Raw genomic sequence first — 23,736 nt, 5'->3', positions numbered from 1 at the left:
CTCCGCTTGAGGTTGGCTGACACCTAGCCCGACGTCCGCCATCCGCGTCTGATTCCCTGTTTCCCCATCAACCGAAAGGCTCTTTGTGCCCACCCGATCGTCTGCTCACACTCCGTTTTCCTCTGGCGATACGCTTGCTTCTCGAGATGGCGGCGCCGTCATCGGTCATGGCCGCAGTGAACAGGATCGGATCGCCCAGCAGCGCATATGGAATGACACGGATCAGGATCGCGATCGCCCGGACCTGATTAGCCTGCTCCTGCAGCATGCGCAGGAGACCCCGGATGCGCTCGCAGTGGTGGATGACCGGCACAGACTGACCTATGCGCAGCTCGTCGCCCATGCAACTGCTGTAGCGCGAAATTTGCGGGAACACGGTATTGACGCTGGTCAGAGTGTGGGAATCTCCCTGCCGCGCAGCGCGGAGATGGTGGTGGGTATCGTCGCCACGTTGCTCGCCGGTGGCAGTTTTGTCCCGCTAGACCCCTCGTGGCCGCAGGCGCGCCGGGAATCCGTCACCCACGATGCCAGCCTGAGCTTCGTACTCACGCCGGACAACTGCGCGCTCACCGAAGACGCGCTATTCGACCTCGATGCCACCCGCGAGCTGTTCACCCCGCCGTCCACGGACAGCGTTGCGTACGTCATCTTTACCTCTGGCAGCACCGGCCGCCCAAAGGGCGCAATGATCCGCCACGGTGCGATCGTGGAGCGCTTGCTCTGGCAGCGCGATCAGATCCTGTTCTTCGGCCGCGATGATGCCTCCCTGTTCAAGGCACCGCTGGCCTTTGATATCTCCATCAATGAGATCTTCCTGCCGCTGGTTTGCGGGGGCCGCGTGGTGGTGGCCGCGCCGGGCGTGGAGCAAGACCCCCAACGCTTGGCCCGCCTCATCCATCGCGAGGGCGTGACGTTTGCGTATCTGGTTTCGAGTGTTCTCGACGTCATGCTCAAACAGGCCGAAGGCACGAATCTATTAGACAGCTTGCGGCATGTCTGGTGTGGCGGAGAGATGCTCACCCAGGCGCTGTTCCGTCGCTTTCGCCAGCAGCTGGCCATCCCGCTGTACCACGGGTACGGGCCAGCGGAAGCTACCATCGGTGTCTCCCACGTCATCTACCGTGACGACGAGGATCGCCTCAACACGAGCATCGGTGTGGCCAATCCCAACTGTCGGCTCTATGTGCTCGATGAGCACCTGCGGGTGGTTCCAGACCAAGAAACTGGTGAACTCTATGTGGCCGGATTCCTGCTGGCCAAGGGGTATATCAATGCCCCAGGACTCACGGCCAGCCGCTTTGTTGCGGATGTGTTTGCGTCGGACGGAACCCGGATGTACCGCACGGGAGACCTGGTGCGCCGGCACAACGACGGCTCGCTGGAATTCGTGGGGCGGGCCGATAATCAGGTGAAAATCCGTGGCATGCGTCTGGAGTTGGAGGACGTGGAATCTGCGCTGGTGGGACACCCAGATGTGGAGGCGGCGAGCGTGATTGCTCGGGAGGGGCGACTGCTGGGCTACGTGACGGTGACTGCGGGCCTCGTGGGTGCTGCGATCCGTAGTTGGTGTGCCGAGGTACTGCCCGAATACATGGTGCCCGCGATTATCACCGTCATGGATGAGTTGCCGCGGACGGCCAACGGAAAAGTGGATCGGAAGGCACTGCCGGAACCTGATTGGAGCTCGCTCACTGATGCCCCGGCCGATGCTGAACGTGACGGGGAAACCGTTGCTCTGCTCGCGGAGGCAATGGCTGAAGCATTGGGGGTTAGCGCGGTGGGTGCGGAGACGGACTTCTTCGATATCGGTGGCGATAGCCTGCGGGCCATCACCCTGGTCTCGGCTCTGGGACGGCGCGGGGTGGAGGTGAGTGTGGGAGATATTTTCTCTGCGCGCACTCCACAGCAACTGGCTCGGTGCGCCGAAGAGCGCGGAACCTTCGTGCAGGATCCAGACGATGAACCAACCGGTGAGGTGCAGTCGCTGCCGATTCTGCGCTGGTTCGATTCCATTACTGATCACGTGGACGGCTTCATTCAGTCCGTGGAGTTTTCAGTTCCAGAAGATGTGGATGCGCAGCTGGCCGGGCGAATGGTGGCTGACGTGCTGCAGGCGCACCCTGCACTGCGGGCCCGTGTGCAGCGGAATCCCTTGCGGCTGGAACTCCCGGAGGAATCTGCCGAAGAAGCGGTGGCGATCCACCCCACCACGGACATCGCTGCGCTTTCTGAACTGCTGGATCCGGCAGTCGGAGTGGTGGTAGCGGCTGGGCTGGTGCCCGGAAGATTGCGCCTTGTGGTGCATCACCTGGTGGTCGATGGCGTGTCATGGAACATTATCGGCGAGGACCTCGCCGCGGCGTATCGCGGGGAACAGCTCGCGCCGGAGCGGACGTCCCTGCGCCGATGGACGCAGCTGCTGCAACAGGCCGTTGATACTGGCGAATTCGCGGAGGATGCCAATAGTTCCCTGCCCCCATTGCCGAGTGCAGATGAACCTCTGCGGGACCCGCAGGTGCCAGCGCTTGCTGATAGTCCCGAGAAAGCGCCCACAGTCCGTGAGGAGCGCAGCGTGGTACATGAGGCATCAGTGCAGATCACGGACGAATTACTGGGTGCGGTGCCCCACGCTTTCCGCACGGGGGCGAATTCCGTATTGCTTACGGCATTGAGCGTGGCGTTGGCGCGTTGGCGTCGAAACAAACAAACATGGACCCTGGTGGAGATGGAGGGGCACGGCCGCGAAACCCGATTCGTACCCGGGCCACAGGGCAGGGAAGCAGACCTTTCACGCACGGTGGGCTGGTTCACCTGCCTATATCCCATGCTGATCGACCCCACCCGGGCGGCAGTGCAGGAGGCCTCCACAGAGGTCGAGGGCAGCATCGCCCCGCTAGCGCTGGCACTCAACGCAGTGAAAGACCAGCTCGCGGCCATCCCCGGCAACGGCGTTCCTTACCAGGCCCACACCTGGTTGCATCAGTCCGCGAAGACCCCTCCGCAGGCACAGGTGCTGTTCAACTACTTGGGGCGCGTATCCGCAGGAGCACAAGATTTCGCTCCCGCGGGTTCCACCGGCCAACTCGGCGAGCAACGCGACCCGGACCAGCCGTTGGTCCGCGAGCTGGAGTTCAACGCGATCGCCGAAGACACCGGCGAGGGATACGTCCTGCGCACCACGATCTCCTGGGCGCGCGGCAGGATCTCCCCCGAACGGATCGACGAATTGGTCGCGCACTGGGATGTGGCATTGCGCGAGGTGGCAGCGCTTGCCGATCACGGCGTGTTGTCCGTGGGCGACGTTGCCCCCGCACCCGTGAACTCTGCGGACCTGGCACGAATCACTGCGCAGAGCTCCGCGGAGCTGCAGGACGTGCTGCCGCTGACCCCGCTGCAGCACGGCATGTACTTCCACTCGCTATTCGAGGAATCGGCCAGCTCGTATGTGGAGCAACAGGTCTTGCGGGTGGAATGCAGCGAACCGTTTGACCGGGAGCGATTCGCCCGCGCTGCGCGTAATTTGATCCGACGCCACCCCGCACTGAGCACCCGCCCTTGGGAAACTGACGGTGGCGATGTGGTTGCCGTGATTGATCCGGGGATTGCCGAGCATTTGCGGGTGGACTTTCGGGACGTGACGGTGCCTGCCGAGTTGGCTGGGCCTGGATTAGACGGGTGGCTCGTGCAGCGTACGGAAGAGATTGCCGCTGATGACCTCTCGCGGGGAATCTCCTTGCAGCCGCCCGGTGATGCCGCGCCCGAGCCGCTCATGCGATGGACCGTTGTGCTCCCGACCAGTGTCGATGGTGCGGTGTGTGGCCAGGACATCGCCGTGATCCAGACGGTGCATCACCTGATCGCCGACGGATGGTCCGTGCCCATCATGCTGCGGGATCTCCTGGAGATCTACCGGGATGACGATGCCCGAATCCCGCGCTACGACCCGGACGCCGGAATGGCCGGCAGCGTGCGATGGGTGGCGCGCAGAGACGCGGAAGCCGATATGTCCGTCTGGCGCGAGGAAATGCGCGAGGTACGCCCCACGGTGCTGTGCCCTAATCCTTCGAGTTCGCTCGAGCGCCGGGAGTTGCTGGTAGACGATCCGCGGACTGTTGGCTTGTCTGAGCGTGCTCGGGCAGCGGGTGTGGGCCTGCCGGATGTGGTGCACGCGGCGTGGGGGCTGGTCCTTCGCACCTTGGTGGGCTGCGAACCTGGGGCTGACGTGGTGTTTGCCACTTCCGTTTCCGGCCGTGACATTCCCGTTCTTGGCGTGGCCGATGCCGTGGGCATGCAGCTCAACACCATCCCGGTGGTCGCGCCGGGGCAATCTGATCCCACCCTGCCGGTGACCAGCATGCTGCACGCCATGGTCCATCACAACAATCAGGTCCGCGATGTGCAGCACGTCAGCCTGGCTGATATTGCCCGCGACCTGGGAACCAACGCCAGCGAACTGCTGGATACGTTGATGGTGGTGGAGGTGCCGCTATCTCCACAGGACGTGGGCTGCCCCGGCTCGCCACTACAGGTTGCTGACGTGCGCAACAATGGCGCGCCGCACTTTCCCCTGTCCGTCGTGGTCAACCCTTCCGCTGAGCACCCACTGCGCCTGATCTACGATCCGCAGCGAATCACCGAGGTACGTGCCGAAAGGATCGCGCAGATGCTCGCGGTGAGTGTGGATTCTTTGCTGTCTGAATCCGGTGCGGTGGCGACCGTGGGTGAGGTTGCAGAGGCGTTGGGTGCGGTATCTGGTGTGGACACGCTTCCTTCTTTGTGGCGACGCAGCTTCGAGCACTCCCGCGACCGGCCCGCCCTGACCAGCATCGGAGAAGACGGTGCTGCGGAGCATTGGACCTACGAAGAACTAGACGACGCCGCTCAGCGTATACGCGCTGTGCTGGACCGGAAGGTTGCCATCCACACCCCGAGAGTAGCCCTGCTCATGGAGCGCGATGCGTGGCAGGTTGCGGCCATTCTGGCGACCACGATGTCCGCCGGCACCTACGTTCCCGTGGATCCGTTGTCCCCGCAAGCGCGGGTGGAATTGATCCTGGAGGATTGCCAGCCCGATGCCGTGCTGGTGTCTCCCAGCGCGGAAAAAATGGTCTCTGAGCTGGTAGATTGTCCCGTTTTCGTGGTCAGTGAACAGACGATGAGCGGGGAAGCGAAGCCGCCTGCGGGCCGGTCGGCAAGCGTGGCCCGTGCCAATGACATCGCCTACGTGATCTACACCTCCGGCTCCACAGGGCGGCCGAAGGGCGTGGCCGTCACACACGCCAACGTGACCGCGATGCTGGGCAATGCTCGCAGCCACGTGGAGTTTTCGCAGGAGGACGTGTGGTCGATCAGCCACAGCTTCGCCTTTGACTTTTCGGTGTGGGAGATGTGGGCAGCGCTGAGCTCCGGCGGGCGTGCCGTGGTGATGCCGTATGCGCTGATGCGCTCGCCCGAGGATGCCGCAGAGGTGTTGCGTGCCGAAGCCATCACGGTGCTGAGCCAGACCCCAACCGCCTTTGCCGCGTTGGAGCCGCACCTCGGGCAGGACTCTGCGGTGCGCACGGTGATCTTCGGCGGCGAGGCCTTGGAGGCCCGCGCGGAGGCTGCCTACTGCAGTGCTCATCCGAATGTTCGGTTTATCAACATGTATGGCATCACGGAGACGACAGTGCACGTCACAGCACACGAATGCTCCGAGAATGCAGGGGAGGCCCGCAGCCCGATCGGCCGCCCGATGGACGGGTTGCGTACCTATGTTCTGGACGCGCAATTACAGCCGGTGCAGCCTGGAGAGACCGGCATGATGTACGTTGCCGGGCCGCAGGTCACCGCGGGTTATTGGGGGCTTGCTTCTACCACGGCCTCCCGCTTCGTGGCCGATCCTTTCGTTGGCGGCGGCGCGCGGATGTACTGCAGCAATGACATGGCAAAGGTGCTGAACAACGGTCATCTGGATTACGTGGGCCGCGCCGATAGGCAGGTGCAGCTGCGCGGTTATCGCGTGGAGCTGGGGGAGATCGAGAGCGCGCTGGAGAAGGTCAGCGGTGTGCGGGAGGCCACCGTGGTGGTCGTCGATCTGCCCGAAGGCCAGGTGCCGGGTGCGTTGTTGATTACGGATTCTCGTGCCGACGCAAAGGCGATCACCTCCCGAGCTGCCGCAGCGGCCCGAGACGCGCTCCCTGCCTACATGGTTCCGCAGCTATTCGCGGTGAGTACGCAGGTGCCGCAGACCATCAATGGCAAGCGGGATGAGCGCGCGATCCTGGACCTTCTGGGTGAGATTCCTGCTGCTCAGCAGGCTTCGGGCACCTCGGATCTGGTGGAGGCGATCTCGCAGGCAATTGCTGATGCACTTCGCTTGGACCGCGCCGAGGTGGAGCCGGACTCGGACTTCTTCCGCTTAGGTGGAGACAGTATTCTTGCCATCCGCGTTACTCACGCGCTGGCGCGCGCTGATCTCAACGTGACTCCGCGGGACTTCTTCTTGGGCCGCACGCCACGCAAGATTGCCGAGCGGGTCACGCCGCAGGCCACCCAGCAGAGAATCCAGGAAACAAGGCAGAGCCAGGAAGAAGCCCTGCCCAAGGACGGGCACCAGGAGATCTCGGGGGCTTTCCCCATCCCGGCGATGCTGCGCAGGCAGATGGAAAGAGGCATGAGCGACCGCTTTGTGCAGGCGCGCCGCTTGGATCTGGGGCCAGTCGCTGTGGAGGACTTGGAACAGGCCCTGCAGCAGGTAGCGCAGGCACATCCGATGCTTCGTACGCGCGTGGACACCAGTTCTGCGTTCGCGCACTTTGTTGGTGCCGAGGGAGACGGCCCTATGGTTGTGCGGGCTTTGGACGTGGATGCATTGATCGATCACATCGATATTGCTGCTGGTCGTAGCGTGGTGCTCGGGTGTGTGGATGGGTACGTCAAGGCCGTTGCTCATCACGCGGTGATCGATAGCGCCAGTTGGATGATTCTGGAAGACGATCTGCGCGATGCGCTCGCAGGGCGCAGGATTCTCTCCGGGCAGGCGAGCTACAAGGATCTTTGCCTGCAAGAACTGCACGATGCTCACACCGCAGCAGCTCAGGATGCCCTGCACTGGAGTGAACTGGCTACGCTGCCACGGCCCGTCGAGGACTCGAACCAGTGGAGTACGGATCATGTGAGCACGCTCGAAGTGAACATTGACGGACAGACCGCGCAGGTCCTGCAGAGCGTTGCACCCGACGTGATGGGTGTGGACGTTCAGGACCTCGTGGCAGGACTGGTGACCGTCGCGGTGGCTCGAACAATGGGCACGGACGCGCGGAGCTGGGCCGTGGACGTAGAAGGCCACGGACGTCCGGCTGATCATTCCTATGGTCGAACCCTCGGATGGTTTACCACCATCGCGCCGGTGGAAATCCCGTTGGCTGATCCAGCGGATGCAGCACGTGCCGCAGCGGAAATGCGCGCGCTCCACGAGGACGGCACAGCCCCGGACCGCCGCACTTATCAGGCACTGCGATACACACACCCGCAAGGGCAGCGAACCCTGGCCCATGGGGCACAGATCCTGGTCAACTACCTCGGACGGGGAGAGACTGGCGCTGTCCTCCACGCGCCGGGCGATGCCGCCTGCCAGTGGACGGATTACCTGGTGGAGGCCGATGTGTGGTCTAGCGAGCGGGCCGTAAGCATGGAGCTGTCCGTGGTGAATGCGGTGATTTCCGCCGAGCGTTTGCGCAGCGCCATCGGCGAGGTTGCTCGCGAGTTGCAGGAGCACGTCAGCCGCGAGCAATCCTCAGGACGCCGCGCTCCGCTGAGCGTGCTGCAGCGCGGAATCTGGTTCCAGTCACAGGTGGCAGCACCGGGTGCCTACGTTGCACAGACTGCGTTGACGTTTGACCGGAGACTGGATGCCGAGGCCGTGGTGGAAGCCTTCCGGGACACAGTGACCGTGCATCCAGCCATGGGCGCGGAGTTCCACACCGATGCTTCCGGCCAACCCGTGCAGAACTTGCCGTGGAGTGGACAGGGCATTGACCTCCCCGTCGAGACCACCGAAGGGGATCTCGAGGCGATCATGCACGCTGATCGCAGCGCGGGCATCGATCTCGCATCCGTGCCGCTGGCGAAGGCAACCATCGTCACCGGCCGAAGTGACGGACAGCCTGGCGACACGCTGCTTCTTACCTACCACCTGGTTCTGGTCGATGGTTGGTCGCGTGCAGTGATGCTGCAAACCTTCCTCGAGAGGCTGACGTTGAGGTCCGGCCAGGCCCGCACGCAGGGTGCGGGAGAGTTGGTTCCTCGCGGTTGTTCTATTGCTGACGCCCTGCTCGAGTCCGTTGACACTCGCAAAGAGCAGGCAGATAGCGACTATTGGGTACATCGCCTAGAGACGTTGTCTCAGCCCACGCTCGTTGCCCCGCAGGCCGCGGATATCTCTTCAGAGCACGCTGGTAGCGAGTTGCCTCGCCAGGTGTTTGCCGAGGTCAGCGAGCAGCTGACCGGCGCACTGCAGGAAAAGATCCGGGCGCAGGCCGTGACGTTGACCTCCGTGGTCAACGCAGCCGTGGCCGTGGCCTTGGGTGCTGTCACAGGGGATTCGGATGTGGTGTTTGGTCAGTCTGTCAGTGGCCGCGATGCCTTGAGCGACCCCGCCATGTCTGATGTGGTGGGAGTGCTGCTCAACACAGTGCCAGTGCGAGTGACAGCTCGGCCCGGCCAGAGCATAGAAGAACTGGTCCAGGATGTTTATCGCCAGCGCATCGAGGATATGGACCACGATTCCGCGGACCTCGGCGCCATCCAGCGGCAGCTGGGGGTAGGCACGCTGTTCGATTCCATGGTGGTGGTGCAGAACTTCCTCGATCCGCAGGCAGCAGCGGAACTTCGGGAACGCCACGGGGTTGTGGAGGAGCGCGCGGAAGATTCCACGCACTTCCCTCTGACCTGGGTATTCACTCCGGGGCCGAAGCTGGGCATCAAGCTGGAATTCCGCCACGACGTGGTGGACGAGTCCCTCGCACATTCCGTGCTCAAGGCCGCGACCGAAGTCCTGACCGCGTTTGTGGACACACCAGAGGTCCCGCTCGCTCAGCTGGCCCAGTTGGCGCCAGCCCGAGCGGAGGATTCTTCCCCGCAAAGCACGACGGAGCAGATGGCTTCCTGGCAGAAGGCCGAAGGCATTGACCGCACCATTGCGGATGAGCTCAAGGACACCGCCCAGCGCTTCCCAGATCGCATCGCGCTAGCGGATGACGCACAGCAGTGGACGTTCGGTGAGCTGATTGCTCGCTGTTCCGACATTGCGGAAAAGATCAAGAATTGCGGCGTGACCAGCGGCGATACTGTCGCCATTGCGGTGGAGCGCTCCGCGCATTCGGTGGTGGCTCTGCTGGGAGCCCTGTGGGCAGGGGTGCGCTACGCGCCGCTTGATCTGACGCACCCCGATGGGCGGCTCCGGGTCCTCGTGGAGGACAGCCAGCCCGCAGCCGCGCTGGTGGACTCGAGTTCTCGGGAGCGCATGGAGCGGATCGGTGCGCTTCCTTGCGTCGACGTCACCACTGCCGATTCCCACGCCACCACCCACACGCCTGCGGCGGTGCCCGGGGACGATGCCTACCTGATGTACACCTCCGGATCGACCGGCAAGCCCAAGGGCGTGGTGATCAAGCATCGCGGGCTGCACAACATGCTGGACAATCACCGGCGCAAGATCTTCGCCCCAGCTGCTGCCGATGGGCGGACGTTGCGGATCGCGCATGCCATCAGCTTCGCCTTCGATATGTCGTGGGAAGAGCTGTTTTGGCTGGTGGAAGGCCACGAGGTGCGGATCTTCTCCGAGGATTTGCGACGCGATGCTGCGGCCATGGTTGAGGCCATTCGCGCGCATCAGGTGGATGTCATCAACGTCACCCCGACCGTTGCCGAGCAGCTGCTCGCGGAGGGGATGCTGGAATCCGGCGCGCATCGCCCGCGGCTGGTGCTCTTGGGCGGCGAGGCTGTCTCGCACGGCGTGTGGGAGACCTTGCGAAAGGCCGATGACGTGCGCGGATACAACCTCTATGGACCCACCGAGTACACCATCAACGCCCTGGGTGCTGGCACGGATGAGAGCGCCACGCCCGTGATCGGAATGCCGGTGGATCGCACGGCGGCGTTCGTTTTGGACCCGTGGTTGCGCCCCGTTCCTACAGGAGCGCCGGGTGAGCTCTACCTCGCGGGCAGCGGCTTAGCGCAGGAGTATCATGGGCTCGCGGCGCGCACCGCCAGCTCCATGGTCGCCTGCCCGTGGGGCGCCCCGGGTGAGCGGATGTATCGCACGGGAGACATCGTCCGCGTGCGTGCGGATGGCATGTTCGAGTACCTCGGACGCAGCGACGATCAGGTGAAAATTCGTGGTCACCGCGTGGATCCCGGCGACGTCTCGGCCGCCGTGTCCCGCGGCGTTGATCCCCGCATCCTCCACTGCGTGACCGTTCCTGTTCGTATATCCGACGCCACACTCCTGGCCTGTCACCTCGTGGCCCCACAACTGCGCGATGCGGACCAGGGGGAGCGGCAGAGTTTCCTGACTGGCGTGCGTAATGCATTGCGCGAGGAACTGCCCAGCTACATGATCCCGGATCGATGGTCGATCGTGGATGAGTTGCCGGTGACGTCGAATGGAAAGACCGACCTTGCTGCACTGGGTGAGGGAGAAAGGATCACGGAGAAGGGCCGCGAACCGGCGAACGAAACCGAGGAGATCACGGCGGAGCTGTTTGCCGAATCGCTAGATATTGAGCCCGAGGACGTGCCGGTGGATGCTGATTACTTTGACATGGGTGGGCACTCCATGGCGGTCATCAAGCTCTGCGCACTGCTGCGTGGAGAGCTGGGAGTGGAGGTTGGCGTGCGCGAATTCTACGGTCTGCGGACAGTCGAGCGCGTGGCGGAGTTTGTGGAGGCGCGCTCGTAGATTCAGCCCAGCAATTCGGCGAGTGCCGGGATGATCCCGTGGCGCCACATCGCAGGGTCGTGGCCACCGGGCGTGCGGTGATTGGTGGTGGGAAAGCCGCGGCGTGTCAGGGTATCGGCCACTGCATCCACGTGTCGTTGCATGGGCGGCTCTTCTGCACCGCACGTCAGTACGATGCGTGCCAGACCGGAGCCACTGTGAGCCGCAGGATTTTCGAGTGAGGGGCCAGTGAGCTGTGCGGCAATGTCGCCTCCTGCGGGCCCGTCCGAGAGCGTGTCCGCGAGCTCTGCAGAACGGTCAGCGGACCACCAGACGGCAGGGGACTGGGCGATGGCTCCTTTGATTGCAGGCGTGGTTTCGGTGGAAGCCGTAAGAGCTGCGCGCAGGGCGGAGAGACCGCCGAAGCTTTGCCCCACCAGGACTATGTGGCTGCTGTTGATGATCGGCGGAAGCTCGGTGGCCAGTGCGCTGGCGAATGTTTGGGAGGTGTACTCCTCGCTGCGGTCTTTGGCTGCCGGCAGGAAGACGCGGTTGATCTGGGGGATAAGCCCTGCCGTGACTGCCCGGTCCAGTGCGCCCGTGAGGTCATGCAGATGGATCCAGTCATCGCCATCCAAAAACACCACGGTGGTATCCGCACCGCGGTCATCGAGGCGCGCGGTGCAGCGCCTGCCGAATACCTTCCGGTCGATGGACAGGCGTGCGCCGGGCAAGTCCGCGATGACTTCTGGGGAGCGAGGCGGCCAGAGTGTCTGGTCCACAGAATCGCCGCTCAATAGGCTCGCCTGTGGGCCTGCGCCGTGTGCGTTATGTGGATCGGGATATTTCAGCTCGCCGGATTGAAAGCTATAGGTCACTGCTGAGTGCGCCGGGATGCGCACATCGACGGTGGACATCGATTCGGTGAGCTCGACGTTCGAGCGGTAGGGGTCCGGGAAAACGAGGGCTTCCGCATCCGCGGGCACCGAGATTCGGTGAAGGGTGGTCACGTCCGGGGAGTCTGGCATGAAAATTGCGCCACTTTCATCATTGACTACATAGGTAAACCTAAGCTAACATCCCCTGCATGCGAGTTGCTATTTTCGGCTATCAGTCGTGGGGACACCGGACGTTGTCTGCGGTCATCAATGCTGGTCATGAAGTAGTTTTGGTAGTTACGCACCCTGCCAGCGATCACCCTTATGAGCAAATGTGGGCAGACTCCGTTGAGGAGCTCGCCAGCGAACATGAGCTCCAGGTGTGTGTCACTGAGCGCGTGGGTCAAGACGTCATTGAGGCGTTGCGCGATGCTGCACCAGACATCATCGTGGCCAACAATTGGCGAACCTGGCTTCCTCCCGAGGTTTTCAGCCTGGCCAAGCACGGCGCATTGAATGTCCACGATGGTCTCCTGCCCGAGTACGCCGGATTTTCGCCCATCCTGTGGGCGCTGTTGAACCGGGAAACTCACGTGGGCGTCACTGTGCACGAGATGGATGAAGTGCTGGACGGCGGACCCATCGTTGCCCAGCGCGCGATCCCCGTGGGTCCGCAGGACACCACCACGGATCTCGTGGCCAAGACCATCGACCTCATCGAGCCCCTCGTGGAACGCGCATTGAGTGACGTCGCCCAAGGCACCGCCACTGCGCAACCTCAAGATCCCACCCGCGCTACGTACTTCCACAAGCGCGGCGAGCAGGAATCTCGCATAGATTTCACCCAACCTGCGGAAGATATCGCCTTGCTGGTCAGGGCGCAGTCCGACCCGTACCCCAATGCTTACTTTGAATTCCGAGGCCAGCGCGTCCGCGTGCTTTCCGCGCACGTCTCGCAGGGCCGCTTCGGCGGAACCCCCGGCCGAGTCACCATCCCTCACGAGGGAGGAATCGCGGTGGTCTGTGGATCGCCCCGTGCCAACGTGCCGGCGCCGGCGATTGTTCTGGATCGTGTTCGTCTCGACGACAACTCGGAACTGACCGCCACCGAATTCTTTGGACATAGGGCTGGATATATCCAACCAAAGGTTTGACCTTTCCCTTTTGTGTACGGGCCACGCCTCGCGCGGAAATCCGTCACCAGTAACAACGGAGAAAAATGACACTCAAGAAGATTCTCGTTAGCACCGCTGCTGTGCTGACCTTGGGCGCGGCACTGACCGCTTGCTCGACTGATGACCAGTCCGGAAATTCCGGGGACTCCCAGGCAGTCAACGCCGAGCAGGGCGCATTCCCCACCACCATCGAGCACCGCTACGGCTCCACCGAAATCAAGGAAGCCCCGCAGCGCGTGGTCTCCTTGGGCTACACGGATCAGGACGCACTGCTGGCGCTGGGAGTTACTCCTGTCTCCGTGAAGTACTGGGACGGAATGACCCCGGATGGTCAGGCTGCGGGCAACTGGTCCAATGACAAGATCGAGGGCGACACTCCTCGGATCGACAAGGACACAGAAGTCAACGCGGAAGCCATCGCCAAGGACAATCCAGACCTCATCGTGGCCGTGTACTCGGACATCGATGAAGACACGTACAAGAAGCTGTCTGAGATCGCCCCTGTCGTCGTACAAAAGGGCGAATACGAAGAACTACAGCAACCATGGGACGTGACCACGGAAGAGATCGGGCAGGCCGTGGGCAAGCCTGAAGAGGCAAAGCGCCAGGTGGAGCAGGTCAAGGAGAAGTTCGCAGAGCTCAAGGGCCGCCACCCAGAATGGGCCGAAAAGGAACTCGGCGTGGCCACTGTCTCCGACGAGAGCCTGGCTGTCTTTGCCGAGGGCGATCCGCGTAGCCGCTTCTTCACCGAGCTGGGATTCAAGATCAACCCGGCCTACGCGGGCATCACCAAGGACAAGTTCTACGGTGAGGTCTCCAAGGAAAACGCAGACCAGATCAACTCTGACGTGCTGGTGTGGGATCAACTGTCTTACTCTCCGAAGCAGAGCAAGGCTTCTGTGACCGAGGATCCGATCGTGGGCAAGCTGCCCGCCGTGAAGGACGGACACAGTGTCTACCTGGAAGGCGACCTGGAAAAGGCCTTCGGATGGCAGACCGTGCTGAGCCTGAACTACCTGCTGGACAAGATCGAGCAGCCGTTGGCAGACGCCACGAAGTAGTCTGAATCAACTGCCGAACCGCCCCGCATGAACGTGCTGGGGCGGTTTTGCTGTTGCTGGCTAGGGGACGGGCACTCATGGGGATAACGGATGCACGCTAGGGGCGAGCTGCCTGTATTCCGGTCAGAAACCGGGGTAAGAATAGACCAGTTGTTTTCTAGAAGGGATTCCCTGTGCACTTAAGCGACCTCATGGACGCCACCACCCTGCTCCAGAACTTTGGCGGCTGGGCGCTCGGCGGCATTGCGCTGATTATCTTTATTGAATCCGGCGTGCTCTTCCCGTTCCTCCCCGGCGATTCCATGCTGGTCACCGCGGCAATCTTGCGCGATCAGCTGGGCTTGAACGTTCCGATTCTGGTGGGCGTGGCCATCGTCGCGGCGTTCTTGGGCGACCAGGTAGGTTTCTGGCTCGGCCACCGCTTTGGCCGCAAGTTGTTTAAGCCCGACGCCAAGATCCTCATAACCGAGCACCTCGAACAAGCCGAGGCTTTCTTCCTGAAGTACGGGCCGTTGGCTCTGGTACTGGGGCGCTTCATCCCGATCGTGCGTACCTACATTCCCGTGGCCGCTGGTACCGCGGAGATGCCGTACAAGAAGTTCGTGGGATGGAACGTCACGGGTGCAGTGCTGTGGATTGTCAGCATGGTCGGCATTGGCGTGCTGCTGGGGGATATCCCGGGCATTGCGGATCGCATCGACATGATCGCCATCGTCATCGTGCTGGTGTCTGTGACTCCGGTGGTGATTTCCGCGATGATCAACTGGCGGAAGTCCAAGAAGACTCCCGCCCAGGAGCTGATGGAGGACTAAGCCCTGATCGTCACTTGGGGACGATCAGCGGACCGCCGGTGACAGGATCCTCGATGACTAGCGCGTTGAGGGCAAACGCCTCGAGCAGTAGCTCTGGGGTAATGACCTCGCTGGGACGCCCGGTGGCGAGGACCTGTCCATCCTTCATCACCACGAGATTATCGCTGTAGCGTACAGCCAAGTTGAGATCGTGCAGCACCATCACCACAGTCCGATCCAGCTCTCGGCGTAGACGCTGCACCAGCTCCAAAATCTCTACCGACGTGGCCAGATCCAGGTAGGTGGTGGGCTCGTCCAGGAACAGGATGTCCGTGTTCTGCGCAAGAACCATGGAGATCCACACACGCTGCCGCTGCCCTCCGGACAGAGAATCCAGGGTGCGCTCCGCCAGCCCCATCGAGCCAGTCATTTCCAGCGCCTTGTGCACCTCGGCTTCGTCCGTGGACGACCACTGACGGATCCACGATTGGTGTGGGTGCCGACCGCGCGAGACGAGATCAGCCACGTTGAGTCCCTCCGGGGCGGTAGGGGTTTGTGGCAGCACGCTGATGGTCCGTGCGAGGTCCTTGCGCCTGATGGATGAGATATCGGCGCCGTCTAACAGCACTTCGCCCTCATTCGCCGGAAGGAGACGAGACATGGCTCGCAACAACGTGGATTTGCCGCAGCCATTGGGGCCGATGATTGTGGTGATCTGCCCGCGAGGAAAGTCCACGTCCAAGCCTTCGATGACCGTCCGGTCGCCGTAGCCCACGGCGAGGCCGCGTGCGCTCATGCTGTGCTTCTGAGTCATGTGTCCTTCTTTGTTCGCGGCACTGCTAACTTCCAGGGTGGGATCTTTTCTCATGCCGTGGTTGACCTATTCCGTTGGACCAGCAAATAAATAAGGAACGCACCGCCGATTGCCGAGGTGAGAATGCCCACCGGCAGCTCTACGGGCAGAAGAGTTTGGGTGCTGATATCTGCCAGCAGGAGTAGCGCAGCGCCGGTCAGCGCAGAGGCCAGAAGCGGTGGTGCAGAGCAGTTGCACAAGCGCAGCGCCACCTGTGGGGCCACGAAGGCGACGAACCCGATGGGGCCAGCGGCCGAGACCGCCACTGCTGCCAAAGCCACGGCAGCGGCGAGCAGAAGCACCTGCACACCCTGGACGTTTTGTCCCAAAGCCCGTGCAGTATCCGAGCCCAGCAAGGTGGCTAAAAGTTGGTGACCAATCCAGGCCAGCAGCGGTGTAAACACCAACACAACAATGGCGATGGGCCACATCTTGGACCAGTCCGCAGTGCTCAGGGAGCCAGTAAGCCAGAACTGCGCGGCCGCGGCATCGCGCAACTCCGTGCGGATCATCAGGAAGTTGATATACGAGGTCAACAGAGCAGAGATGATGATGCCGAACAGCACTAGCCGGAAGGAATCAGTCGATCTCCTCCACGCCAGAGCCCACATCACCGTTGCGGTGACAGCCGCACCAAGCACCGCGGCCAAGGGAATGCCGATGCTGCTGAGCCAGCCGAGGAAACCACCAGCGCCACCACCCAGAGTGATGACGGTGACCGCGGCCGCGGACGCGCCCGTAGTGAAGCCCAAGATATCCGGGCTGGCCAGCGCATTGCGAGTCACGGACTGAGTGAGGGCTCCGGATAATCCCAGCGCACAGCCCACCAGAATGGCCGTCAGCGCACGAGGCATGCGCCAATCCAAAACCACCAGACGCTCAATGCGGGTGCCCTGGCCGGTGAACAGCACCTCCAGCACACGAGCCGGGGACACAGGATAGTCACCCAGGCCGATGGAGACCGCCGCTAGCAAGACGATCGCCACGAGCAGCAATAGAGACACCGTCAACGCGCGAGGGCGCCAGACCACAGAAAATGAGCCCACGCGGAATGGCGGGCGCCCAGGGATAGTGGAAGAGGTAGGGCGGGCAAGGAGGGAACTCATTAAATGGCCACCACCCGGCGTCGATAAATAAGGGCGATGAAGAACGGCGCGCCCACGAACGCGAGGATGATGCCTACTTGCAACTCGCCCGGACGAGCGATCAGACGGCCCACCACGTCTGCGAACAGCATCATCACCGCACCCGTCAGGGCAGAGTAAGGGAGGATCCAGCGGTAATCAGGGCCCGTGATGGCGCGCACGAGGTGCGGGACCACCAGGCCGATGAAGGTGATGGGGCCGGCGGCAGCTGTCGCGGCACCGGCCAGCAGTGCGATCAGAGCCATGCCAATCAGGCGGGCGCGCTGGGTGTTGATGCCCAGTCCGGAGGCGATGTCATCGCCCAGATTCAGGAGGTTTAGCTGCGGTGCCGTGATGAACGCCAGCAGGAGGCCCACCAGGATAAACGGCAGCACGCCGTAGAACACGGTGAGATCCCGGCCCGCGATGGAGCCGACGGTCCAGAAGCGCATGCGATCCAGATTGGCATCGTCAGTGAGGATAAAACCGCTGATGATGGCGCTGAGGACCGCGGACAAAGCCGCGCCGCCGAGGACCAGCGTCATTGGATTGGCCTGTCCTCCTCCTATGGACGCCAAACTAAACACCAACGCAGTAGCAGCGATGGCCCCACCGAACGCCCACATGCTGGTAGCCCACACGGACGTCACACCCAGCAAGGAGAAGCTGGCAACCACGGCCAGGGACGCACCGTAGTTGATGCCGAGAATGCCCGTGTCCGCGAGAGGGTTGCGCGTGTGCCCTTGGATCAATGCACCGGAGGCGCCAAGGGCAGCACCGGCGACTAGGCCCAACAGGGTGCGGGGAATGCGGAGCTCGACGATCACGCGCTGATCCACATTCAGCCCCTCCGCGTGGCCGAACGCCGTGCCGAGATCGCGGAACACGGCGGACACTTCTCCAAAAGGGATCTGCCGTGATCCAAACACGATGCTGGCAACGATGCTGGCGAGCAATAGGAGGAAAAGGACGCCGAGGCCGACGAGGCGACGCGGGATTTTACCTGATGGAGCGCTGGCAGAAGCGTCCGCAGTAGCGTCCGCGCGAGACCCCAGGTGTGATTGAGAAGGGGATTGCGCATGCGGGGTAGAGATAGCCATGCATCCCTCCTTGACGCGTGAAAGTCCATGATCTTAACGGGAGCAAGCTTATGTGAACAAGGTAAGCCTAATCAAGTACTACAAGGAGGGATTGTGGAGCTGTGCAGGTGAGTGTGTGAGCCAGCAGGTGCGGCTAGTGAGGTCGGTCGGCCCTGAATGGCGCCGACCCTACACCTCAGCTCTATGCTTCTGAGCAGGGATTTGGACATGTTTTAGCTGGTTGCTAGGCTAGTCAGGTCTTGCCGTAGGTAGGTACCCCCATGTTCTTTTTTTCGACGCTAACGCGTCAAAATCCCGGGAATGCCACATGACCTGCGGAAAGAGTCTCCCGCTACAAGGGAGAAAAACTGTACATCCACTTTGTTACAGGCCCCTCGCCCGAAGCGGCCGCACGGATAAAGGCAGCGAGCACCCCTAACTACTGAGTTAGGCGGAGCGTGAGTAGCCAGCGATCGTGCGGTACACGCGATTCATCAAGGGTGAGCACGGGAACCGTAACGAAAAAGGCAACAGGTCACTTCACATGACCATGACTGATCCGATTGCGGACATGTTGTCACGAGTGCGCAACGCAAACAATGCGTTCCACGACACCGTGTCTATGCCATCCTCCAAGATCAAGGCCAACATCGCCGAAATCTTGAAGCAGGAAGGCTACATCGCCGACTACTCCGTTAACGACGAGACCGTCGGCAAGACCCTGGAGCTTAACCTGAAGTACGGCCCATCTCGCGAGCGTTCCATCGCTGGCGTGCGTCGTGTTTCCAAGCCGGGTCTGCGCGTTTACGCAAAGTCCACTAATCTGCCAAAGGTTCTCGGTGGCCTGGGCGTGGCTATTATCTCCACGTCCCAGGGTCTGCTGACTGACCGTGAGGCCAACAACAAGGGCGTGGGCGGAGAAGTCCTCGCCTACGTCTGGTAAGAGGAGGTTTAACCATGTCTCGTATTGGCAAGGCACCGGTGACCGTCCCCTCTGGCGTCACCGTCACCATCAACGGCCAGAACGTTGAAGTCAAGGGTCCTAAGGGCACCCTGGCGGGTTAAGTAAAGAAAAGTGTGTCTTTTCCGGGCGTGTTGCGGTTATTTGATCCAGCCTTTTTGGATGCCGAGGTTGTGTTGGTAGCTGGTGTCGATGGCGGTGTCGTATTCTGCTGGTGCACCGATGTCATTGGTAGTGGCTGTGGTGTTGTGGGTGATCAGGTCTGTTGCTGTGGAAAGTGCGTCTTGACCCCATCGTTGGTCCCTGGCGATCTTGACCGGATCGTCAGGGACTTCTGTATGTAGATACAGCCACCAATCCATCACTGTGCGTTGATGCGGTAGTGATAGTCCGCGGTGTCTGCGGGCTAGTTCTTTTATGGGGGCGTTGATGGGTTAAGTAAAGAAAAGTGTGTCTTTTCCGGGCGTGTTGCGGTTATTTGATCCAGCCTTTTTGGATGCCGAGGTTGTGTTGGTAGCTGGTGTCGATGGCGGTGTCGTATTCTGCTGGTGCACCGATGTCATTGGTAGTGGCTGTGGTGTTGTGGGTGATCAGGTCTGTTGCTGTGGAAAGTGCGTCTTGACCCCATCGTTGGTCCCTGGCGATCTTGACCGGATCGTCAGGGACTTCTGTATGTAGATACAGCCACCAATCCATCACTGTGCGTTGATGCGGTAGTGATAGTCCGCGGTGTCTGCGGGCTAGTTCTTTTATGGGGGCGTTGATGCCACCTTCGAGGCTGTTTGTTGTTGCTGCAAGGTTGTCGGGGTCGATGGTTGTTGGTGGGGGTTGCAGGTAGGTAAACAGCAGGTCTCTGCGGTGCAGAGATAGCAATGATTGATAGGCCGCTCGGACGCGTTGGTGGGTGTAGACCTTGGTGTAGGCGCCGGTAGCAGGGTCTTTGATGGTGGTTTTCTCGTTCATCCATTCCCGGTAGGTGTGGTCGAATTCGTGCAGGTGGGCGACCCATGTGGATGCTTGGTCAAGGTCGGTGATGCGAGTGAGTTTCAGGGCTAGGCGGTAGAGGGTTTTGCCGGCATCGGTGCGGGGGTTGCTGGTGGTGTGGCGGCGGACTGTTCGTTGGGTGTGGACGAGGCAGCGTTGGATGCGTGTTGTTGGCCAGCAGTGGTGGATGGCTGATTGGGCACCTTGTCCGCCGTCTGTGACTGCGATTAGTGGTGCGGCAATGGGGCGTAGGAGTTCGGTGTAGGCGGCGGTGGTTTCGTGTCTGGCCCAGGTCCAGTTGATGACGTGGGTTTTACTGGCTGCGATCAGGAGGCATCCGGACTTTAGATAGGTCGCGTCGAGGAAGATTTGGTCATGGATGCGGAATGAGTCGATGGTGGGTGTGGGGATGATCCACCAGCACCATCGGAATCGGTGGTGCATGGTTTGCCTGGTTACGCCATGGTGTGCGGCGAAGGTGGTTAGAGATTGGGTGCCGGTGGCCCATTGGATGAACAAAGCCATGGTGGCGGTATTTTTGTTGTGGGTTTGGGTGTTGCGGGTAAAGGAGTGTCCGCAGTGGGTGCAGTGAAGTGTCCCAGGTTTTGTTCCGTTTGAGTAGATGGGAAAATCTGGAACATGCCAAGAAAATTTGACCAGGATGCCAAGGATCGTGTGGTCCGTCTCGTGGAAGACCGCATCTTGGCGGAAAATATGTCGATGCAAGCCGCGTGCCAGGCAGTAGCCCCAAAGCTGGGCGTCTCGTGGCACACGGCGAGGCAATGGACGCAGGCCGCTCGTCGCGAAGGACGTGTTGTGGAATCAATGCCCGAGGACCTTGCTGCAGAAAACGCACGGTTGCGTCGAGAGAATCAAGAGCTGCGGGACACCAATGAGTTGTTGAAAGCCGCCTCAGCTTTTTTCGCATCCGAACTCGACCCAAAACGTCGGAAATGATCCGATTCATCGATGAGCATCGGAATCGTTTCTCAGTCGAGTTCATCTGCCAGACGTTAAACACGCATCGCGAAGGCGGTTTTCTTAGCTCGCGTGGATACCGCCAATCCAAGGCCCGGGGCTTAAGCTCCCGCGCTTTTCGCGACGCTGCTCTAGTAGAGCGCATTACCGAAGTTCATAAACAAAACTACGGTGTCTACGGGATTCGCAAAATGTGGTGCGTGCTGCGCCGCCAGGGCATTGACATTGGACGCGAGCAAACAGCCCGGCTGATGCGCAGTGCTGGACTGTCCGGCAAGGGCAAAGGTGGGGCACCAATCACAACGCGCAAACCCAAGGGTCCGGATCATCGCCCTGACTTGGTAAAACGTGAGTTTAAGGCCCCTGGCCCTAATCGGCTGTGGGTGGCGGACATTACCTACGTGCGCACCCGAAAAGGCTTTGTGTACACCGCGTTCGTGACCGATGTATTCTCCCGGAGGATCGTCGGATGGGCGCTGTCCGATTCGATGCGCACCGCAGCCTTGCCGCTGCAGGCGTTGAACCAGGCAATCGTGTGCGCTAAGGAAACAACGGGCTTGATTCACCATTCAGACCACGGCTCACAATATGTGAGCATCGTCTACAATGAGCGCTTGGCTGAGCACGGTATTGCAGCGTCCACTGGGACGGTGGGCGACTCCTATGACAATGCTTTGGCTGAGAAAGTCAACGGCTCCTACAAGAATGAGCTGATTCATAGGCGAACGTGGGCCGATGTCGTCGACGTGGAAATCGCGACGTTCGAGTGGGTGAATTGGTGGAACGAGTCAAGGCTCCACCAGAGCCTGGGCTACCGCACGCCGGCTGAAGTCGAAACCGAATTTTGGGAACACCACCCCAGTCGAGAAATAATGGAAATCAAGGCACAAGCCTAGGAACAAAACCCGGGACACTTCACAGCGCCAACGGGTGGTTGATTTGCTGGTGGTGCCGTTTTTCTTTGTGTTGTTGCCGCATAGTGGGCAGCTGGGGCGGTTGGTGGTCATCCTTTAATCCAACCGGTGTGCGGTTAGCACAAATGTGGCCGGAGGTGCGGGATGGTGTGGGTAATAGCTTTCGGGGAGCTATTCTTTGGTGATTTGTGGTGTGTGGTCTGGGGTTATGGTGGCATGCGGACACACTTTTCTTTACTTAACCCGTAGCGCACAGCGTGCTAATCTGTTCTCAATGGAAATCGCCCAGCTCAGGGAGTTTACCGAGGTGAAAGGGCTCCGCTGTGGCTGTCTCAACTACCGCTTCATAGCAACGATGCGGTTCGAGACAGGTGTGGGCGTCACAAACAATCAGAGAGAAAACTCATGAACGGTCTAGGAGCGACGAAGCGCTTCGGTATTACCTTCCTGGTGCTATCCACGATCGGGCTGATCTTCTCCGCCTTGATCATGCACGACAAGCTGCAGATGGCGCTGAACCCCGACTTCAAGCCAGCCTGCACCTTCAACGAGGTGATCTCGTGTACGGACGTGATGGCCTCGGATCAGGCATCTGCGTTCGGGTTCGCCAACCCCTTTATCGGTCTGATTGGTTTTCCGGTGATGATGACCTTGGCCGTGATGCTCATCGTCGGCGCGAAGCTCCCGCGCTGGATGTGGTACTGCACGCTGGCGGGGTTGGCGCTGGGCGTGGTGTTTGTGCACTGGCTGGCCTATGCTGCGATCTACTCCATCGGCGCGCTTTGCCCTTATTGCATGGCGGTGTGGGCCGCGACGCTGCCGATGTTTGTGATGACCTTGGTGCACATCCTGCGCGAACAGCGTCGTGAAGCGGGGGAGGGCGTTCCTCACTCCGCACTGGGAATGCCACTGCTGGTAATTGTGGCTTGGTTCCTAGCCTTCACCGCACTGATTCTGGATCAGTTCGTGTTCTAACTAGTCTGCCTGCCACCAGTTGTCGTGAGGAACAACCGGCAGATGCCGCTTGTGACGCGACCGGAACCACAGGCCTTCGATGTGCTTAGCGACCTGCGGATCTAGGTCTGCGGCACCATTGGTGCTTTCCAAGTAATCGTCAAGCTGCGTGTACGTCACACCTAGCGCCTCTTCGTCGGGCAGGGCAGGACGATCTTCTTCCAGGTCGGCGGTGGGGACTTTCTGCCAGGTGCTATCGGGGGCGCCGAGGTGCTGCAGTAGGGCTGCGCCCTGTCGCTTCGTGAGTCCCGCCAGTGGCATGAGGTCTGCCGCACCGTCGCCGTGTTTGGTGTAGAACCCCGTGATTGCCTCTGCTGCATGATCTGTGCCTACAACCAATCCGCCGAGTTCGCCGGCGAGCGCATATTGTGCGATCATGCGCTCGCGCGCCTTAATATTGCCCTTGTTGAAGTCGCTGACGTGCGAAATGCCGAGGGCCTCGCTCGTTGCTCGCGCTGCTTCGTCAGTGGCACCCTTAATGTTGACGGTGACGCCCATACTCGGTGCGATAAACTCCAGCGCAATCTGTGCGTCGTCCTCGTCTGCCTGGACTCCATAGGGCAGGCGCACGGCGCAGAAACGGTATGGCTGATCGGCAGCTTGGTCCTTGGCGGCCTGTTCATTGAGGCGATCACATGCTAACTGGCATAGCTTGCCTGCGAGCGTGGAGTCCTGGCCGCCGGAGATGCCCAGCACTAGGGTTCGGGTGCGTGTGGCCTGCAGATAGTTGGCGATGAACTGCACACGACGTTCCACTTCAGCGGCCGGGTCGATAGTGGAGCGAACCCCCAGTTCTTCGATAATGCGCGCGTGCAGAGGGCGCGCATTCGCGGTGTGGGAGGGGCTGGGGATGCCGGTGGACTTTTCAGGTGAAGGGCTCATGCCTTCCGATGCTAGACCGTCCGTCAGCTTATGCACCTATTTGGTTTTGAGTGAGTCGGTGGGTAGACTCATCGTTTGTGTTTGTGCCGGGCGGCATAAGCGGGTTTTTAGCCTGCGTTGC

Annotated in this window: 13 protein-coding genes and 2 pseudogenes; 8 read left to right on the top strand and 7 right to left on the bottom strand. The window is 61.2% G+C overall.

The window, feature by feature from the left end; genetic code table 11:
• Positions 1 to 85 precede the first annotated feature (85 nt).
• Entirely contained in the window at positions 86 to 10,942 is a 10,857-nt protein-coding gene (locus ACKFRT_RS06160; protein WP_408924703.1) for an amino acid adenylation domain-containing protein, read from the top strand.
• A gap of 2 nt (positions 10,943 to 10,944) precedes the next feature.
• Here the strand turns inward: ACKFRT_RS06160 and ACKFRT_RS06155 are convergent, their stop codons facing one another.
• Positions 10,945 to 11,949, bottom strand: coding sequence for an alpha/beta hydrolase (locus tag ACKFRT_RS06155; RefSeq protein WP_408924702.1), 1,005 nt, complete (start codon positions 11,947 to 11,949; stop codon positions 10,945 to 10,947).
• A gap of 59 nt (positions 11,950 to 12,008) precedes the next feature.
• Between ACKFRT_RS06155 and ACKFRT_RS06150 the strand changes: the two genes are divergently transcribed.
• The 3 genes from ACKFRT_RS06150 (at position 12,009) to ACKFRT_RS06140 (ending at position 14,847) form a co-directional block, all read left to right on the top strand.
• A complete protein-coding gene (locus ACKFRT_RS06150; protein ID WP_144794265.1) occupies positions 12,009 to 12,953 on the top strand; it encodes a methionyl-tRNA formyltransferase in 945 nt (314 codons plus the stop codon).
• Positions 12,954 to 13,018: 65 nt separating this feature from the next.
• Positions 13,019 to 14,035, top strand: a complete 1,017-nt coding sequence (locus ACKFRT_RS06145) for an iron-siderophore ABC transporter substrate-binding protein (RefSeq protein WP_005291893.1) — start codon at positions 13,019 to 13,021, stop codon at positions 14,033 to 14,035.
• A gap of 173 nt (positions 14,036 to 14,208) precedes the next feature.
• On the top strand, positions 14,209 to 14,847 hold the full coding sequence (locus ACKFRT_RS06140; protein ID WP_005325329.1) for a DedA family protein: 639 nt from the start codon (positions 14,209 to 14,211) through the stop codon (positions 14,845 to 14,847).
• A 10-nt stretch (positions 14,848 to 14,857) separates the two neighbouring features.
• Here the strand turns inward: ACKFRT_RS06140 and ACKFRT_RS06135 are convergent, their stop codons facing one another.
• The 3 genes from ACKFRT_RS06135 to ACKFRT_RS06125 are packed head-to-tail and all read right to left on the bottom strand — an operon-like array spanning position 14,858 to position 17,903.
• Positions 14,858 to 15,640, bottom strand: coding sequence for an ABC transporter ATP-binding protein (locus tag ACKFRT_RS06135; RefSeq protein ID WP_019176090.1), 783 nt, complete (start codon positions 15,638 to 15,640; stop codon positions 14,858 to 14,860).
• A 50-nt stretch (positions 15,641 to 15,690) separates the two neighbouring features.
• On the bottom strand, positions 15,691 to 16,785 hold the full coding sequence (locus tag ACKFRT_RS06130) for an iron chelate uptake ABC transporter family permease subunit (RefSeq protein ID WP_005325330.1): 1,095 nt from the start codon (positions 16,783 to 16,785) through the stop codon (positions 15,691 to 15,693).
• Entirely contained in the window at positions 16,785 to 17,903 is a 1,119-nt protein-coding gene (locus ACKFRT_RS06125) for an iron ABC transporter permease (protein ID WP_005325331.1), read from the bottom strand. The genes ACKFRT_RS06130 and ACKFRT_RS06125 overlap by 1 nt, the downstream gene beginning before the upstream one ends.
• 523 nt (positions 17,904 to 18,426) lie before the next feature.
• Between ACKFRT_RS06125 and rpsH the strand changes: the two genes are divergently transcribed.
• Positions 18,427 to 18,825 (top strand): 30S ribosomal protein S8, encoded by a 399-nt coding sequence (rpsH, locus tag ACKFRT_RS06120; protein WP_034986964.1) that lies wholly within the window; start codon positions 18,427 to 18,429, stop codon positions 18,823 to 18,825.
• A gap of 14 nt (positions 18,826 to 18,839) precedes the next feature.
• Positions 18,840 to 18,938: pseudogene (rplF, locus tag ACKFRT_RS06115) on the top strand (50S ribosomal protein L6); the annotation flags it as partial.
• Between the two features lie 45 nt (positions 18,939 to 18,983).
• Here rplF and ACKFRT_RS06110 read toward each other — a convergent pair.
• Both ACKFRT_RS06110 and ACKFRT_RS06105 read right to left on the bottom strand, forming a co-directional pair.
• A pseudogene (locus ACKFRT_RS06110) lies at positions 18,984 to 19,274 on the bottom strand (IS256 family transposase); the annotation flags it as partial.
• 43 nt (positions 19,275 to 19,317) lie between these two features.
• The gene (locus ACKFRT_RS06105; RefSeq protein ID WP_408926070.1) at positions 19,318 to 20,451 is read right to left on the bottom strand and encodes an IS1249 family transposase; all 1,134 of its coding nucleotides are present in this window, start codon (positions 20,449 to 20,451) and stop codon (positions 19,318 to 19,320) included.
• Between the two features lie 15 nt (positions 20,452 to 20,466).
• Here ACKFRT_RS06105 and ACKFRT_RS06100 point away from each other — a divergent pair.
• Positions 20,467 to 21,701, top strand: a protein-coding gene (locus tag ACKFRT_RS06100; RefSeq protein ID WP_408924701.1) for an IS3 family transposase whose coding sequence is annotated in 2 segments (ribosomal slippage) — positions 20,467 to 20,758 and positions 20,758 to 21,701 — 1,236 coding nt in all. Because the reading frame shifts where the segments join, the coding sequence is not laid out codon by codon here.
• A gap of 423 nt (positions 21,702 to 22,124) precedes the next feature.
• Positions 22,125 to 22,694 carry a vitamin K epoxide reductase family protein gene (locus ACKFRT_RS06095; RefSeq protein ID WP_293791907.1) on the top strand — a complete coding sequence of 190 codons (570 nt, stop codon included), beginning with the start codon at positions 22,125 to 22,127 and terminating at the stop codon, positions 22,692 to 22,694.
• On the opposite strand, the gene nadE is transcribed toward ACKFRT_RS06095, so the two are convergent.
• A complete protein-coding gene (nadE, locus tag ACKFRT_RS06090; protein ID WP_408924700.1) occupies positions 22,695 to 23,615 on the bottom strand; it encodes an ammonia-dependent NAD(+) synthetase in 921 nt (306 codons plus the stop codon).
• Positions 23,616 to 23,736 lie beyond the last annotated feature (121 nt).

The sequence above is a fragment of the Corynebacterium jamesii genome (assembly GCF_046097395.1).
Lineage (GTDB): Bacteria > Actinomycetota > Actinomycetes > Mycobacteriales > Mycobacteriaceae > Corynebacterium.
The sequence above is the reverse complement of the archived record's forward strand: the minus strand, read 5'-3'. Positions and strand labels throughout refer to the sequence as shown.

What these genes read in the sequence shown, in the direction of transcription:
- ACKFRT_RS06125 (WP_005325331.1), bottom strand. Translation starts at nt 17,903, where the DNA reads ATGGCTATCTCTACCCCGCATGCGCAATCCCCTTCTCAATCACACCTG.
- ACKFRT_RS06130 (WP_005325330.1), bottom strand. Translation starts at nt 16,785, where the DNA reads ATGAGTTCCCTCCTTGCCCGCCCTACCTCTTCCACTATCCCTGGGCGC.
- ACKFRT_RS06145 (WP_005291893.1), top strand. Translation starts at nt 13,019, where the DNA reads ATGACACTCAAGAAGATTCTCGTTAGCACCGCTGCTGTGCTGACCTTG.
- ACKFRT_RS06155 (WP_408924702.1), bottom strand. Translation starts at nt 11,949, where the DNA reads ATGCCAGACTCCCCGGACGTGACCACCCTTCACCGAATCTCGGTGCCC.
- ACKFRT_RS06150 (WP_144794265.1), top strand. Translation starts at nt 12,009, where the DNA reads ATGCGAGTTGCTATTTTCGGCTATCAGTCGTGGGGACACCGGACGTTG.
- nadE (WP_408924700.1), bottom strand. Translation starts at nt 23,615, where the DNA reads ATGAGCCCTTCACCTGAAAAGTCCACCGGCATCCCCAGCCCCTCCCAC.
- ACKFRT_RS06135 (WP_019176090.1), bottom strand. Translation starts at nt 15,640, where the DNA reads ATGACTCAGAAGCACAGCATGAGCGCACGCGGCCTCGCCGTGGGCTAC.
- rpsH (WP_034986964.1), top strand. Translation starts at nt 18,427, where the DNA reads ATGACCATGACTGATCCGATTGCGGACATGTTGTCACGAGTGCGCAAC.
- ACKFRT_RS06095 (WP_293791907.1), top strand. Translation starts at nt 22,125, where the DNA reads ATGAACGGTCTAGGAGCGACGAAGCGCTTCGGTATTACCTTCCTGGTG.